Source organism: Rhodopirellula sp. P2 (genome assembly GCF_028768465.1).
GTDB lineage: Bacteria > Planctomycetota > Planctomycetia > Pirellulales > Pirellulaceae > Rhodopirellula.
This window is the reverse complement of sequence record NZ_CP118225.1, coordinates 6,569,773-6,586,918: the sequence shown is the minus strand read 5'-3', so window position 1 is coordinate 6,586,918 and position 17,146 is coordinate 6,569,773. Positions and strand designations below refer to the sequence as shown.

At 56.2% G+C, this 17,146-nt stretch carries 4 protein-coding genes and 1 pseudogene; 3 read left to right on the top strand and 2 right to left on the bottom strand.

Annotated elements, in window-relative coordinates; translation table 11 throughout:
• Positions 1-404: 404 nt before the first annotated feature.
• On the top strand, positions 405-608 hold the full coding sequence (locus tag PSR62_RS23105; protein WP_274405324.1) for a hypothetical protein: 204 nt from the start codon (positions 405-407) through the stop codon (positions 606-608).
• On the opposite strand, the gene PSR62_RS23100 is transcribed toward PSR62_RS23105, so the two are convergent.
• The gene (locus PSR62_RS23100) at positions 581-14,368 is read right to left on the bottom strand and encodes an FG-GAP-like repeat-containing protein (RefSeq protein WP_274405323.1); all 13,788 of its coding nucleotides are present in this window, start codon (positions 14,366-14,368) and stop codon (positions 581-583) included. The two genes, PSR62_RS23105 and PSR62_RS23100, sit on opposite strands and share 28 nt — an antisense overlap.
• A gap of 560 nt (positions 14,369-14,928) precedes the next feature.
• On the opposite strand from PSR62_RS23100, the gene PSR62_RS23095 reads away from it, so the two are divergent.
• A complete protein-coding gene (locus tag PSR62_RS23095; RefSeq protein WP_274405322.1) occupies positions 14,929-15,459 on the top strand; it encodes an NUDIX hydrolase in 531 nt (176 codons plus the stop codon).
• 71 nt (positions 15,460-15,530) lie between these two features.
• Here PSR62_RS23095 and PSR62_RS23090 read toward each other — a convergent pair.
• Positions 15,531-15,740: pseudogene (locus tag PSR62_RS23090) on the bottom strand (FAD-dependent oxidoreductase); the annotation flags it as partial.
• Between the two features lie 396 nt (positions 15,741-16,136).
• On the opposite strand from PSR62_RS23090, the gene PSR62_RS23085 reads away from it, so the two are divergent.
• Positions 16,137-17,009, top strand: coding sequence for an alpha/beta hydrolase (locus tag PSR62_RS23085; RefSeq protein WP_274405321.1), 873 nt, complete (start codon positions 16,137-16,139; stop codon positions 17,007-17,009).
• The last annotated feature ends 137 nt before the right edge of the window (positions 17,010-17,146 follow it).

The window sequence follows — 17,146 nt, the reverse complement described above, 5'->3', positions numbered from 1 at the left end:
GAAGGATCGGGCACCAACCAGTGAGCCGTTTGGGCGTGAGTCCCGGTTGGAGGGGGGACGGAACCGCTTACTGAAACAGCTTAAATGCTGGAGAAAACGGATCGCCATGCTTGGCACCGAGCGTTCAAGGTCAAGCAGTTTAATAGCTGAAAAAGCCAGTCGCTCGTCATTCTGCGTCGCGACGACCGGAATCATTCTGAAGGAACTCACCAGCACGTTGGAGCATTTTCACGGTGAGCCACGCCCCCTTTGCAAGCCTTCATTGGCGAGCGGACAACGGGTAGAAACAAGGTCGCCGTCCACCAAGACTGCGACAGACGGAGCACTGCGTTGGGGCCCCCCGCCCCCTTTTGCACCCGTAGGCTGGGGCGCCGGGACGCAAGAACTGGATCTTCAAAGGAGTGATGACCGCGGGCGAACGAGCGGCCAACCGACTGACAATCAATGGCGGCACGATCTGCAACGAATTGGACGTGCGAGCGTACTTGGGTGATGTCCAATGCCATTTGTTCACCGGCGACACGGTCTGGCAACCGATGACGCCGCGCGTCTGCAATCCCTACAAGTTCGAGTTGTTCAATCAAGCACTTGGTTTTGGAGCCGGGTAACGACCAATTTCGAAGGGGATGCTAACACCAACCGAAATTCCAAATGAGAATCCCGCATCCGCAACTCCCTGTCCTCGCTTTGAAGCGGCAGACAAACCAGCCGACGAGTCCGGAATAGAATATCCCGCCGAGAATCCGTAGTTCACCACGGATCCACCATAGCTCGCATCGGCGCTCATGCTTCCGCTACCTGCTGATGCATCGAGTCCAGCACCGGCAGAAGTGAACGTCCCTACGAAGCTTCCAAAGGAGAGGCCGAACAGTCCAGGCGAATAAACCTCTGCGTCCCCCCCAGTAAAGCTAATCTTTGACCCAAACAATCCATTGCCTTGCAAAGACTCCGCCTGTGCAAGCAAATCTTGCTTTTTCGCTTTCGATTTTTGCTGCTTAGCACTCGTGCCTTTCCTCGTATTTATGCTATTGGCTCTCTTCTTGAGACGCTCCGCTTTCGCATTGTTCCTTTGCTTTTCAAGTGAAGTATCTTTTCCAAAGATCTCCTTGGAAAGCGTGATAACCCCCACGTCTGCTGTTTGATACCCGTCCGCGGTCAATCGCGTCTCGCTCGTGAATTGGGAATAGCCAAGGCTAAAATCGCCGGTGTATTGAGACTCAACATTCAGTGTGGGGCCTGACCAAGTCGTGGACCCAAATTTGTGGCGCAGCACAGCACCGACCAAGAACTGAGCAATTCCGAACTGGAAAAGCCGATTCTTAAGGACGTTGGTCACAAGTTGCTCCATCAGTGACGTCAATCCGGTCGGATCGACATTGTTCACCGGGTCGTTCAGACCGTATATGTAGGAAGCATACGACATTGGTTCGCCAGGCTCTCCCTCGAGCGGATCGCGTGAAACAAATCGACCGGTGTTACCGTCGTAGTGACGTGCCCCCATCGTGTACATCTGGAGGTCCTGGTCCAGAAGCTGCCCGCGATAGATAACCAGGTCACCGACATTGGTAGCGGGGGTTCGCACTCGTCCGAACGCATCGATTGGCGCAGCCAGCCTGAAACCACTTTGCCCGGAATACGCGACTGCATCCCCACGGCCTCCGATCACGGGGAAGCTCGATGACGCGCCCTCGTGAATCGAAGTCAACTCATTTCCGTAGGTGTAAGAGCGGATTACCTCACCGTTCTCATCCAGCTCCTCAAGCAATCTCGCAACGCCGTCAATCGTTTCGTAAATGGTGTAGGTCGTCACTCCGTCTCGAATGACAGCAGTCCTTTTCCCGAAGGCGTCGTAGATATATTCCGTTACCTTGGTGCCGTCGCCATCCACCGTCGTGATGCTCGTTAAACGACCTGACACGTCCCACTCGTACGTTACGGTTTCTGCCAAGCTGCTTTTTTTGATCAAATTTCCGTTGGCGTCGTAGGTGTACCGGACTTCGGCGCCCTCGAAGGCCTCGCGGACCAACTGGCCAGCGAGATTGTATTCGTAAACGGTTTCCCCCAACTTCGAATCGACCATTCGAATTCGGTTTCCGAATGAATCGTAATCGTAGGCAACCTCATGCATGCCTGAAGCATCGAAGGTTCGTTCGGCGATCAAGAACCCGTCATCAGAATAGTGAAAAGTGCGCTGAGCCCCATCCGAAGTGCTGATCATGCTCAGCCTTCCAAAACTGTCGTACGAATACTCCCAGCTAAATTCAACTTCAGAATCGGCTCGTAGCAGCACCACTGACTCGATGTCCGAGTCTGGAGTGTACGAAAGTTTCTCGATGGTTCCATCCGGTCTTGTGACTTCTGTTACTCGCTCTTCAGCATCATAGAGGTAACTCGTCTTGTTCCCGAAAGGGTCCGCTACAGACGTCAACAGTCCAGTTGAATCGTATTCGTACAATCGACTCCCCGCTGGCGTCTCAATGATCTCAAGCCGACCATTTGGGTCGTACTCATATCCGACAAACCCTTTCTCTTGGGTGACTCGGGTCTCGCGGCCTTGCTCGTCACGTGCTACTGCAATATCCGTGTCGTCATTCGAGTAGGAAACCAAGTATCCAGCATCATCGTAAGAGAACCTTGCGACGCCTTGGTCAGTGGATCTCGAAACCACTCTGTCAAAGTCGTCGTACGCATAGGTCAAGACAGTACCATCCGGATTGGTTTCTTGCGTGATTCGATTGGCTTCATCGTATGCTCGGACGACGGTGGATCCGTCCTCCCGTTTGATAAGTGTGCGGTTGCCTGCTAAGTCGTAGTCGTATTGACGAAGTGTCTGGCCGTTGTGAGTGACTTCAACTAGACGGTCGAGACCATCGTAGGTGTAAAGGGTCTTGTTCTGATTCCTGTCAATCACTGCCTGGAGTCGACCGACTTCGTCGTATTGATAACGGCGGATGACCACGCCATTCTGTCGGTACGCGATCAGGTTCTCGCGTCTGTCGTAGTCAAAACCTTCAACCAAACCGGAGGGATAAGCTATCTCGGTAACGTTGCCAACTTCGTCGTATTTATATTGCGTTGTCTGTCCCTCGACTGTTTCTTTGATAAGTTGCCCGTCGCTGTCATACTCTCGCTCGATCATGACCCCATCAACAGTCGTGTGGATTTCTCGACCAGCAGCATCGTAGACGGATTGACTGTCGCGATCTCCTTCCAGTCCGATCACTCTGCCAGCGGCGTCATATTGAATCGAGATGGCATCCCCGAGGTCGGAGTCAGCATTGGATTGCACGACGCCGCTTGGACGTCCGAGGGCATCCAGTTCCACGGTCTGCGTCACGCCACCATAAACCTGTGTTACGGTCTGCTCTTCCGAAGTCTCTGATTCCAGGATCGTCTCTCCCGCGAACACGGTTGTTACCGTGGTGCCGTCGGCCGATTTTACGCGTTCATTGAGACGGCCTAGACGATCGGACTGGAGAGTGATTTCTCCGATGGCGTTGTATTCCGACGTCGTCCTAGTGCCGTCGGCATATTCGGTTGCGACCACCCTGCCAGCCTCGTCGTACTCATGGACTGTGGATGCCAGCACTTCGCCTTCGAACTCGACCGACGATTCGGTTAGGTTGCCATTCGCATCATAAATCCGCTTCTCAACAGCACCGTTGGCATAACGTGTCGTGGTAGGCAATCCACTTGGATTGGGCTCTATCGAAGTCCGGACGCCCGCCTGGTCAGTCAATCCGATCAAGTGGCCCGCGGAATTGTATTCATAACGCACAAACGAGCCGTCAAGGCCTGATTCAGCCAGTAGGTTACCACTGGCGTCATACTCGAAAGTCGTGCTTTGTCCCGAGGGAGAAACAATCGCAATGAGATCACCATTCTCATCACGGGAATACTGTGTGGTCGCCCCGAGTGGATCCGTCGCCGAGATCAACCAACCATCCGCGTTGTTAGCCAGAGTGGTTCGTTGCCCAAGCGCATTAGTACTCGAGGTCAAGAAACCATTGCGATCATACTCATAGATTTGCCGCTCGCCGAGCGCGTTCGTTAGAGAGACAGCTTTGCCAAATGAGTTGTACTCAACAAACGTCTCATTGCCATTCGGATCTTCAATGACTTCGAGGGAGTTGTTGGGGTCGTACTGCACCCGAATCGAACTTCCATTGAGGTTCACCAGTTCTTCGAGCCGGCCATCTTCACCATACTCCGTTCGAACTGGAGTGCGCCCAAGAGGGTCGATGACTGATTTCAAGTAGTGTTGTTTCTCATCGTTGTAGTTGAACCGAGTCAGATTGCCCAGACGATCTTCTACGCTAGCTAGGTCACCGGCGGTGGAGTACGAGTATTGAATGGAATGGTTCAGAGGATCGGTGATCGCCTGGATCCTCCCCTGAGCGTCCCGCGAAATTGCGATCGCCGATTCCGCTTGCGTGCTGGTTACTCCCGAATCTGAAAACATAATCGATTGACCGTTTCTGTCTGTTGCACTCGCGAGTTTCCCAGTTGCGCCGTTGATTCGATAGCTGATCCCTTCTCGCGTCGTCAGTACATAGGCTCCGCCGAAGCTGGGTGACGACGGGTTGTAGGGGATGCCGCCGGGGGCATAGAGCTCGCCTTGGTCGTTGACGTGGAGGTAACTGCTGGTGCCGGTACCGAGGGTGCTGGTGACGCCGGGATCAGGAGTGAATCTAGGACGGGCGAGGACCAGATTGTTGCCACCCCAGCCAGGGAGCACACGGATGTCGGGGTCGAAGGTGAAACCTTGGCGGCCTTGGCCCGGAACATTGAGATACACCTTCACGCCCTGACGCAGAGCACTGTAAATGCCGACGTCTTCCAGGCCAGACGACGGCAAGCCCACTCGCAAGTCCGTGTTGCGGTACTCGAGTCGCCATCCGTAGCCGAAGTCGCCTTCGCGGTCGGCTTGCAGCGTGTCGTAAATTCGCGTGATCTCAATGGGAATGCCCGCGACCGGAATCACCATGTCAGTGAAGCTGAGCTGGAAGTTGCCAAGCTTCAACTCGCCGGCCAACCCGACGTACCGCTCAACCACGTTGGCGATGCCTTCGCTGGTCGCAACTTCGAGACGAATCACGTATTCGTCGTTGAGCAGCAGGCTGGTGTCCCAGACTCCAAGCTCACCGTTTTCGACAGCCGTACGGCTGGAGTGGAACTCGGTGTAAGTCGTTTCGTCGACGCGACGATAGGACAAGCGGTAGATGTCAAAGTCTTCGTGTGCGGCGGTGCCAGAGATCGACACCATGCCGGTCACGGACTCGGCGTCCGTTGGGCTGGTGATGATTGCGGTGGGGATCTCGTCGCCACCCACGCCCGACCATCCTTCGGGGATGTCGTAATCAAAGCTGATCGTCTTGGTCGTGACATTGCCACTGGTGTCGATCGCGGTGGCGGTGGCGTTGATGGATTGGAAGGTCCAATCTTCAAACGTGAAGGTCGCGGTCCCCGCAGCGTCGAGCGGGATGTCTTGCCCGTTGGCGGTCAGTGTCAGTGAGGCGATTTCCACGTTGTCGATGGCTCGAACGTAGACGACGAACGGGCCTTGCCAAGGAAGCACATTGCGACTGGCTTCGTTCGGTCGCTCGATCAAACTGAGCTTGGGGCCTTCGGTATCGGTCACGAGTTCCAGGTCGAATGTCTGCGTTGCTTCGCCGCCGCGTGGATCACGAACGATGACCTCAAAGGAGTAAGTTCCTTCGTCGCCCAATTCGGTTGGCCACTGGATTCGACCGAAGGCATCGATCTCCGCGCCCTCGGGTGCTTCGGTCAGTTCAAACTTCAAGGCATCGAGGTCGGCATCGCTGGCAAGCACTTGATAGGTGAACAACGCACCTGCCGTGGATTGACTTGGAGCGGTGCTGTCGATGCTGGGAGCGGTGTTCTGGTCCAGGACGTCCAGCTCAAAGGACTCAATCGCAGCCGCGCCGCCTTCATCGGTAGCAAGGAAGGTCACGATGTGTTTGCCTTCGTCACCCGCTGCAGGAATCCAGGTGACTTGTCCCGTGGAGGCGTCGACCGACATGCCCGCGGGGCCTTGGCCGAGCGAATAGGTGATGGTGGTTCCTTCCGGATCGGACGCGCTCAGCGTGTAGTCGAAGTCCGTTCCCACCGCGCCGAAACGTGGGGCGACAGAAGTGATTGCCGGCGGAAGATTCGCGGCTCCCGCGTTGACGTTGACGACGAAGGCCTGCGTTGCCGCGCCGCCAATACCATCGCTGACTTGGATGACCACATCTTGCGTGCCGACTTGACCGGCCTCGGGTGTCCAAGCGATTTCGCCCGTGTTTTCGACGATGGACATGCCCGCTGGAGCAGAAAGCAGCGAGTAGCTGAGCGGATCACCTTCTCTATCAATGGATTGCACCGAATAGAGAAAGCCGCTGCCCACGTAGGCTTCGGTCGGTGGAACGCTGGTGATACGAGGCGGACCGCCAAAGCGACTGACCTTCAGGGTGAAGGATTGCTCGGCGGTCGCGCCCGATGGATCGCTGACTTGCAGCAGCACATCGTGTTCGCCCATTTGGTCTGCAGCCGGATTCCAAACAACAGAACCCAACGACGGATGAACGCTCATGCCGATTGGACCTTCCAGCAGTGTGAACGCATGGATGTCGCGATCCGCATCGCTGACCAGGATGTCGTACTGGAACGTCTGGTCGATTGTGGCAGAAAGATGCGGCTGCGACTGGATGACGGGCGCTGCGTTTTGGAGGCGACCGAGGACATTCACGGTGAAGCTCACGGTTTCCGTATCACCGTCGGCCGTCGTCGCCTCGAGCTCAACAGCATGTTCACCAAGCTGCGAGTTGGATGGTGTCCACTCGATGGTTCCATCCGAGGAAACGGTCAGTTCGGCAGGCCCCGTCGCCAGAGCCCACGTAACTGGGCGACCGATCGCGTCTCGTGCGGAAATGCGGCTGAAGTAATTGGTGGTGACGGCTGCGGTGGAGCGCGGCAAAGTGACTTCGAGCGGGAAGGTTGCAGGCGAAGTGTTCTCGACAGCGACCGTCCAAGTTGCCGAAGTTGTCGCGCCGGCTGCATCCATGACCTCGACGGTGAAGTCGTGAGAGCCAACGTCACTGCCCGAGGGGGGCCATTCGATGCGCCCGGTCATTGGGGCGATGGTTGCGCTGGTGGGGGATTGCGTCAGTGTGAATGTCAGTTCGGTTGATTCGGCGTCCTGCGCGATGACGTCATAGGAGTAGTTGACGTCGACGTAGGCGGTCGTAGGTGCAGGGAACCGGGGGCGATCGTCCTGCGGCTGATTTTCAGAGACAGGCAAGATGCCTATCCCACGGATTGCTGGTGGAGTGTTGGGGGCGGTGACATTCAGATAGAAGTCATGCAGGGAGATTGAGCCCGAGGCATCGGTGGCGCGTAGGATGACGAGGTGCTCGCCAACTTGATCGATCGTCGGACGCCAAGCGGTGAAGCCTGTGTGTGGATCGACCGCCATGCCCTCGGGTGCAAGAGATAGATCGTAGGTGATCGCAGGCTGGCCAATTCCCATGGCAATTGCCGCGTAGCGGAACGTTTGGCGGGCCTCGATCTCGGTCGAGGGCATGGTGACAAAGTGCACGCCGCCTATGACCGACGTGTTCGTGGGTTCCAGCACGAAATCGTTGTCCGTTGCAATTGCGTCGGCAGCAAGCACGACATCAAGGCCATCGCGTCCCGCCGAATCGGCCCAACCCGCTGGTACGTCTGGCTTGATGTTGTAAGTTCCTGCGTCGAGTCCGCTCAACGCGAAGTGCCCATTGCGATCCGACATGGCCATGGGCTCGTCGTCGCCGCGCCTGCCGTCGCCATCGAGATCGGCGTAGGCTTTCCAGTAAGCGATCGCGTCGCCATCTTCGGTTTGAAGTTGACCACGAATTTGACTGAGTGAAAGTGCTTCGATGGCCAGGTCATAGTTTGCGACACTGACTGGATCCAACTCACGCTTCGTGTCGGGTTCGACCGTGGCGTTGAACTCGGCAGGCGTCTGATAACCGGCTACGGGTGAGACTTTGACGGGGTAGTCGTTGGGCAGCAATCCTGCGAATTCGTACTTGCCCTCGGGGTCCGTTGTGGCTTGTGGTTCGTCTGGATCGGGATACGAATTGCCGTTGGTGTCGATGAACAAGTGCCAGTTTTCGATCCATGGTTCTTCCGTCACACCGGCTTCACTGCCGTCATCGCGATCGCCGTCTCCATTGAAGTCGTCAAACAATTGGCCTGTGATGGATCCGCGAAGTTCCGGCAACACATTGAGAATGAAACTCTGCTCGTCGTAGCCACCGCGACCGTCTTCCACCGATAGGGTGAACTCCTGGGGTCCCGTGTCCACCAGTCCGGCCACGGCTCCCGGCGGGTTGCCATTGGTGACGCGATAGCCATGGTTTCCTTTTCCGCTGTAGTCATGGACGGACTTGGATTCTTCTTCACCAAACCGGTAGTCCAAAACGAGAGCCGGTTCGTTCTCGTATTGAGTTGTCATTCCTTCGACGATTTCTTCGGGATGACGTGCGACATTCCAGATGCGATAGTTGTCGGTGGCCCCTTGGAACTGGAAAGAGCCATCGTGTATCGAGTGGATTCGGTCGGTGTAGTGAATGGACTCCGACAGCGTGAAGGTCGCCAATTGTTGTCCGTCCGCGTACACCGCAACTTCATGGGTTGCGTCGTCGATCGTCAGTGCGAAGTGGTACCAACGATCGGCTTCAAATGTAAAAGGAACTTCGAACCACTCCAGGCCACCAGGGAGATTGGCTTCAAAACGCAAGCGATCGTTGAAGCGGTTGTAGAGCGTGTAGGCCGCGCCCAAGTCGCTGACTTGATTGATTAGATAGTCCGCCCCGTTTCCTGCAGGCAATTGAGTCCAGTTGAACCATCCCTCCACGGTCACCGAAGCGGGTTGCAATGATTCGTCGGCCGGAGTGCGGACGTATCCGGTGGTGCCCCAGGGAACGTGTGTATTGAGTGCACCATCTTCACGGGTGTCCCAAGCCAGTTCCCCAGTGACCGGATCGATCGTGCTGCCTTCTGGGCCATTGATCAATCGGTATCGCAACGGGTGGCCGTCGTTGTCGAGGGCTTGGACTTGATAGGTGAATCCCTCGTTGGCTCCGATTTCAGTCGTTGGCATCGACGCGATGATGGGCGCGGCGTTTTCTCGAGCGGGTTCGACTTCAATCTTGAAACTTTGCGTCGCAACTCCACCGCGACCGTCATCGGCGGCCACCGTCACGTCATGAACACCGACCTGATCCGGAGAGGCTGCCCATAGCAGTTCGCCGGTCTCACTGTTGATGATCAGTCCGCCTGGGCCGCTTTGGATCGAATACGCAATCGTATCTCCGTCTGGATCGATCGCGTCACTGTCATACTTGTACACTTCGTTTGGATCAAAGCGGTTGTAAACAACACTCGCGGTACCATCGCCGGAATTCGCGACGACCAGATCCATGCGGCCGTCCTCGTCCGCGTCAGTGAGCGTCACTCGTGTGGGTGATTCCCCGACGGTGAGTTCCTGTGGACGGGCGAATTGGTTGTTGCCGCGTCCGTAGACAATGCTGAGCACGTTTGAGTCGGGTAGAGCAATCGCCAAGTCGGGGTTGCCGTCGTCGTTGAGATCGACTGCGGCAACGTCGCTGGGAGAAGAGGCTGTGTTGATGTAGAGGGGAGCCTCGACAGGCTGGAAGCCTATCCCACTGAGTATCATCACTCGCTGTGATTCTGGCAGAGTGACCAACGCGTCGATGACACCATCTCCGGTCGCGTCGGCCAGGCTCAGTCGCGATGGGGTTTCGCCGAGTGCAACCACCGTGGGTTCGGGCAGGGTGGTCGTTCCGTCGCCTGCATAGACCCAGAGAGCATTGGATTGATCGTCGAGTGCCACGAGATCCATGTTGCCATCGCCGTCCAAGTCGGCCGCTTCCACATCAATCGGCGCTCCATCAAGCGGAACGCTTGACGCGGTGAATCCGGATTCAAGGTCACCAACGAAGACAGCCAAATCACGGCTCGCTCGGTTCGCGGTGATCAATTCGACTTGACTATCACCGTCCAGGTCTGCTGTCGTGACTGCTTTCGGGGCTCGACCGGTGAGCAAGTCATCGATGCGAGTCAGACCGCCGAGGTTGTCGCCTACGAAAATCTGCAGGCGGTCCATTTGTTCCTGAACTGCGAGGATTTCTTCGTTGCCATCTCCATTCAGATCAACGGCCACCATGTCGACGAGGTCTTCGCGACGTCCCGCGTAGAAAGAGGTGGCGTCAGCGTTGTAGTTGCCGGTAGAGTTCACACCGTGCACAAAGTCGATGTGGCCGTCGCCATTGAGATCGGTAAAAGGCATGCGCGAGATGCCACCACCGGTGCCGCCAACCATTCCAATGGTTTGGGCTGTTTGGAAGGTGGCGTCACCGTTGCCGAGTCGAACGGAGAGTTGTGAATATCCGTAACTTCCAAGGTAAACCAGATCCAGGATGCCATCTTCGTCAAAATCGACGAGCCATGAATCTCGGCCGCGCTGATTTGCCCCACTGTATTCCAGCCAAGAATGGAACTCGAAAGATCCACTGCCGTCATTGAGGAACACGCGAGGACCGTAACTCGTTGCGGCGATTAAGTCGACATCTCCGTCACCGTCGAGATCGCCCGAATTGTAGTCGCCGGGGGCGTAGTAGTTGCCAATGGCAGCCGCAGTCATGGTTTCCTCGCCGAGCACCGGAGAGCGACTGATCTCTGTGAAGTTGCCAGCACCGTCGCCCGCCATGACGACGGTGTAAGCGGTCGAACCAGTGGAGTACTGTTCTCGCTCCGCGAATGCCAAGTCCAGGGTTCCGTCGCCATTGAAATCCGCGACGTCGAATGATTCTTGCCAGTTCGAAACGTTGATGCCCTGCGAGCCATCGGGCAGAACGTAGCGGAACGATCGGCTGAAGACGCCAGGGTTGGCAGGGTCATTCAAATGAACATCGATTTGCCTTTCGACTGCTGTCTTGGCAACGAAGTCTGGATAGCCATCGTTGTTGATGTCCTTCGTGAGGATAGAGCTGTAACCATAAAAGCTTCCTTCGGCCAATTGGTCATCGCTGATCGTAAACGTGCCATCTCCATTGGAAAGTCCAACGGTGTAGTGATTGCTGCGTGCCCAAACGATGTCGTCCAGGCCATCCAAATTGAAGTCGGCCGCTGAACCTGTGTATGCATTGACGAACCCAACTGCTGGGATCGGATCGGAGTAGGTCCCGTCGCCATTGCCGAGAGCCGTTTCTCCCAAGCGATTTTCCATCAGATCGTAGACTTGGTCACCGTTAAAATCGCCAATGACCAAGTTGCCGTTGGTGCCATAGAAAATCGGAAACGAGCCTGTACCACCGAATTCACCCGGACGAATTCCCAAGCGAATTCCGACTCCATTGAAGTCGTTCCCAGTGGTGAAGTACGAGAAGTCCAGCACACCGTCTGAGTTGTAGTCGCCAACCAAAGCACCACGGGCAATGTCGTCGAAGTGGTAGGGATTGATGTCGCCCGAGAAATCGATCATCGGGTATTCGACGAATTTAAAAGTGCCGTCGCCGTTGTTCAGAGCCACACGTGGCGAAGCCTGGCTGCTGTACTCTTGCCCCATGACAAGGTCGAGATCGCCGTCTCCATCCAAGTCGATCGGTTCATGATCGGTGGCCCAGTTATCAGTTCGAGAGAAAACCTCGCTGCCTTCTTGGAAAACGAAATCGATGCCAGTTTCGTCGCCCATATAGAGGTCAAGTCGCTTCTCCCACACGTGGTAATACAAGATGTCAGCATGTCCATCGCCAGTGAAGTCGGCAACATTGAGCCAGTCCGGATCGTAATAGGCTTGTGCGCTGGGAGGATCCAACTCAGTGACCAGCGTGAAGTTACCGATTCCGTCGTTGTGAAACACTTGGATGAGAGAGTTGTCGCCCGAAACGGCAAAGTCGATGTCGCCGTCTCCGTCCATGTCGGCGAGGTCATAGGGCATGGTCGTTTCGCTGCTGCCGCTGTTACGCGTCGCTGCAAATGCATTCGGACCATCGAACGATCCATCGCTGTTTCCTTTACTCCAGAACAACATCCGGCTTCGCCCGCCCAATGCGGATGAAGTGATGGTGCGGCCGAACAGATCCGGGATGCCGTCCGAGTCGATGTCTGCAAACTTGAAATCCCCAATCAAGTGATCTTCGTAAGTCGTTTCGACGGGCTGGGCGAAGGTTCCGTCGCCATTGGAAAACACCGTCACCAACCGCCCCTCAGCAAAGGTCTCAGCGAAAATGATGTCGTCAAAACCATCGCCGTTCAGATCACGGACGCTCAGCGACTCGACATCCGTTTCATAGATGAAGCCAATTTCACGCTCGTAGGCGAGAACCGGAGAAGCAAACGTGCCGTCGCCGTCATTCAGGACCACAGACACCTGGAACGTCCCGGTGCTCGGCGTGCCCGATTCCAGGAAATTGAACGCAACGGCCAGGTCGATGGTTCCGTCGCCATTGAAGTCGCCTTGCGCCAATCCATCGATATCGTTGCGGTCACCGCTTCTGACGAAATCGGGCAGACCAATGTCGACGTTGTAGCCAACATCAAACAGTTGACCGTCCGCAGTGGGAAACCCCGTCGAATAGTTCGTCGTATCGTCGAAACGATCGTTGTTCTGACCCGCGTACACTCCAATGGTTTGATCACCGGCATTCGCTGTGACAAGCCGCGGGCCGCGGAAGCCATCGATCACCGCGACTCCGGCGGGCGAGTCACCAACGCCAACGGTGGTGACTTCAAAACCGCTGGACGCGATCGCATCGGTGACCGGATCACTGGTGAAAATCGGCGGGCGGTTTTGCAGCGATGCAAGCACTTCCAATGCAAACCTTTGCTCGACAGACAATCCGTACGGATCGGTCGCGCGCAAGGTCACACGATGCGAGCCAATGTCTGGAGCATCCGTCGCCCAAGTCACTTCACCGGTCTCGGCATCGATCAACATCGCCTCGGGGCCGGCGACTTTGCTGTAAGTCAATGATTGGCCCTCAGGGTCCGAAGCCGAAGCAGCATACGAGTACGTCATCCCCGCTTCGATCGCATCGACCGGGATGGACTCAAACGCATTCGGCGCGGCGTTCAATTTTCCGAGAGTTTCGAGCCGATAGGAGAACCGTTTTCCGCTGTCATTCTTGAACGCAATTTGACGCGAACGAATGCTTTGTCCCGGCGCGAGCGGATTGCCCTCCATCTCTGAAGTCAAATCCCAATAAGACCTCCCGTCTGGCAATCGTCCATCGGGATGCATCATCGCGGCATCCAATTCGCTCAAGTCATCGACGACCACGACCAATTGACCGGTGACCGTTTGGTTGCCTTGATTCGTGACGACCAATTCGGTCAAGAGTTCGTTGTCTTCACCGGCAAGGGACGTGCGACCGTAGCTTGCAACAAAGCTACCGCTGACATCTTCTAGCTGACTGAAATCAACGGATGAGCCAACCGGGGTTCTCGACTCAAATCGGCTTCCCGACGGGGGTGCCCCATTCGCTTCGACCACCTCGTAGCCACGAATGATGATTTGAGACGAGTCATCGCTATCGTTGTTCACCAACCTCGTTGTGATCTGAACGCGTGTGCCTTCTGCGAGCCCACTGAGGTTGAAGGTTACACTGGAATCTTCTTCGCTGGTCGCTGCATCCATTTCAGCGGCGGCACCGTAAGTTGGCTGATAAGACTCACTCCAGTTGAATGCTGCGTCACGACCAGCGGCGTACGGAAGCGTCACCGGATTGCCTTGTTCGTCCGTCAGTTCAATTTCAAACGCATCCAAAATTTGGTTTTGACTTGTGCGATCAAATTCAGGCGTTCGAAAGTAGACCTTGATGGCGGAGGAATCATCCGGCAGCGTTAGCCATGGGGAATCCAGGCTGTTGTGAAAATCCGTTCCCTCTGCAATCACTGGAGAACAGGCCAGCGATGGAAAGACGCCGTTGCCTTCGTTGCGAATTCCGTTCAGATGATTGATCACCATCAGTGCATCCAGCGCGCTCACGCGATTGTCGCAACTGACGTCGTAGTAAAGTCCGGGCGATGCAACATCCAATTGCTTGGGCAACTCGCCGTCCTCGGGATCACTGTATCCTCGAGCGTTCAGTTCGTTGATGATCAACAGCGCATCCAACGCGCTGACGTGCGGGACCGCTTCACCACTCACGTCGGCTGGTTCGGTGACGTTGTTCCAAATAGCTGCGGCGAGGACTCGTCTCGCTTCCAAGGTTTCCAGCCTCGAGACCCTCATCTTCCGCTTCTGCTTGGGATGCGAGCGTTTTAGTTTCTTAGCGAATTGGCGAAGGGGAATGGACATGACACACCCAAAACAAAGCGAGAACAAACGCGGCTCCATACCGCTCTTACTCAAACAGGTTTGCGAAGGTTGCTGAATTGCCGCCCCCCAGAATGCAGCGGTGATTCAGGCCGGAGTCAACCTGACACCAGCCATCTCCGCCTCACCTGCAAATTAACGCAGCTACCCCACCCCCCGGACACTACACAAAACCACCCACTTGGTGTTGTTGGACCTGTCGAAATTAATGGAATTTTGCGGATCGACGTCAAAAATGGGCGGAAATCGAGCCGTCCGAAGACGCGCGTTCCCGAGAGCAAATCCGGGTTCAGGCCAGGAAACATCTTGGATGGCTTCGGTCGCTATGATGACTTCCGGGCGGGGAAACGCTTCGTCAGCACCTGAATGATCGGCTCTTGTGGTTCGCAGAACGCCAGGGCTGGTGGACGAGCCCACCTGTTCTGTTGGCGGCCAAGTTGATTTGCAGCTTGTCTAAGAACGGCGAGTTCGTTTTGTTGGATTGGGGCAGAGCGAGCGTTTTGTCCGCATGGAAATTTTGTTGGGTTGGAAAGGGATGACCGATGTTGGATTGGATCAAAGTGGCCGGGAAATTGGCGTATGACCGTCCGACACGTGAACGGTTGCTGGGGTATCGGCCGGTGGTGATTTGCTTGATCCAGTCGCTCGAACGGGATGCATTTCTCTTTGTTCAACCCGCCGCAGGGCGCGGAGCTTGGATGCCGCCGCAAGAAGGGATCCCACCCAACATGTCGGTCGAAGAAGCGACGTCCCAATGCTTGGACGTCGAGCTGGGGGGCAGTCGAAAGCAGATGCATTTTCGACGTTCGGTTTGGTTGGGACGCAAAGCAATCCCCGAACGGCAAGGCAGTCGCGACGTCGAGTTTTCAATACGTCCGATGCAGGGCAAGGCCTATTATGGATCGCTGAGCAAGGTCGCCGAGGACTCGCCGATCACGCTCAATCCTGCAGAGGTCTCGGGGCATGACTGGATGACCCTCGACGAAATTCGCGACCGGATGCTGGAGAATTCCGATCGCAAACGCGAGTTGTTGCGAGTGTTGTTCGCAAAGCTGGTGGGGAAGGAACTGTAGCGGACCTTTCGTTGTCGGAGTCGCTGATAGCGGACGGCTGCTTGCGGGAAGGTTCCGGTTTCAGTGAGTGCATCTGCAAAACAGGCGGCGTCCTCCAGGGCCAAGTTGACGCCCTGGCCTAAATGGGGACTCGACGGGTGAGCTGCATCGCCCTGGAAAACAATTTTGTCAGCGTGCCAGCGTTGCATGCTGACATGCCGATACCCGGCGAACGTCATCTCCTGGAAATCGTCGAGCTCCTGCTGTTGCTCACTGGACTCTTCACGTTTCCATGGTTTCAACCGTGATTCGACGTGGCACGTTCACTCTTTCAAACTTAAGTGCTTTCCAAATGCCCTCGAGCAAGACTTTTTTTGCCCAGGAGGTCACGCCTCGGCATTGCGAATGGGGCCGTGGGAGCCGGCGGCCAGATGGGGGCTGTTCAGTGCCGAACTGGACAGCGCCAACTCGCTCTCAATCCTAACCCGACGCGTGAGCGAGAGACTCACAGGGTCGTTGCAATGCCACGCGATTCCCTCGCTCTCACTTCGGGTTAGGATTCAATCGACACTTCGTGACGCTTCGGGTTACCAGATATGATGGAGCTGGTTCGTTTCTCTGTGACGATTCGGTTGCCAAGAGACGCATCTCATTGTCGTTCGACCTCCCGCCTCATTTATCCCACCTGGAATCCACTGATGAAATTGCTCTCGCCGCTTTGTCTTTTGTTGTTGACGGTCCCTTGTTTGGCGGAGGAGGTTGCGACAACGAATCAGTCGGCCGCCCCAGTGCGAACGCCGCTTTGGGAAGGGCCTGCCCCAGTCGGTGGTGGTGAGACGGAATCAGGCAATGCCTGGATCACGGTGCACCGACCGGAGAAAGCCAACGGCACGGCCATCGTGATTTGCCCTGGTGGCGGATACGGGAGGCTGGTCCTTGGCGGTGAAGGGCACAAGATCGCCGCTTGGTTGAATCAACATGGGATCACGGGCGTGGTGTTGGAGTACCGATTGCCTGGCGGTCGTCACGCCGTTCCGCTGATCGATGCTCAGCGGGCCATTCGTACGGTACGGGCCAACGCGAAGGATTGGCAGATCAGACCTGACCGGATCGGCATCATGGGGTTCTCGGCCGGTGGGCACCTGGCCTCCACCGCCGCAACCCATTTTGATGCGGGGGATCAAGCCGCGGACAACATGGTTGATCGCCTCAGTTCTCGTCCCGATTTTGCAATCCTGGTTTACCCCGTCGTCACAATGGGAGAGCACACACACGCTGGGTCGCGGAACAACCTGCTGGGCAAAGACCCTTCGCCGGATCGGGTGAACCTGTACTCCAATGAGCTGCAGGTCACCGACGACACTCCGCCGATGTTCCTGGCCCACGCCGTCGACGACACTCCCGTTCCAATCGTCAACAGTCGCCAACTGCACGCAGCATTGAAACAGCACGGTATCGCGTCACATCTGCTAGAGCTCCCCTCAGGAGGACATGGATTGAACGGTTACCAAGGCCCGATGTGGGATGCTTGGCAAACCGCATCGTTGGAATGGTTGCAGGAGCTGGATTGACGCCCCCCATTTTGCTTTGCGAACGCGAGGGAATGAGGACGCTTGGACAAATGCTTGACGCAGGACAGCGGAAGCCTGGGCTGTTCAATCTTTGGGGTTGCAGCGTTTCTGGTGTGGGCAAGTATCTGCCTCGCCTC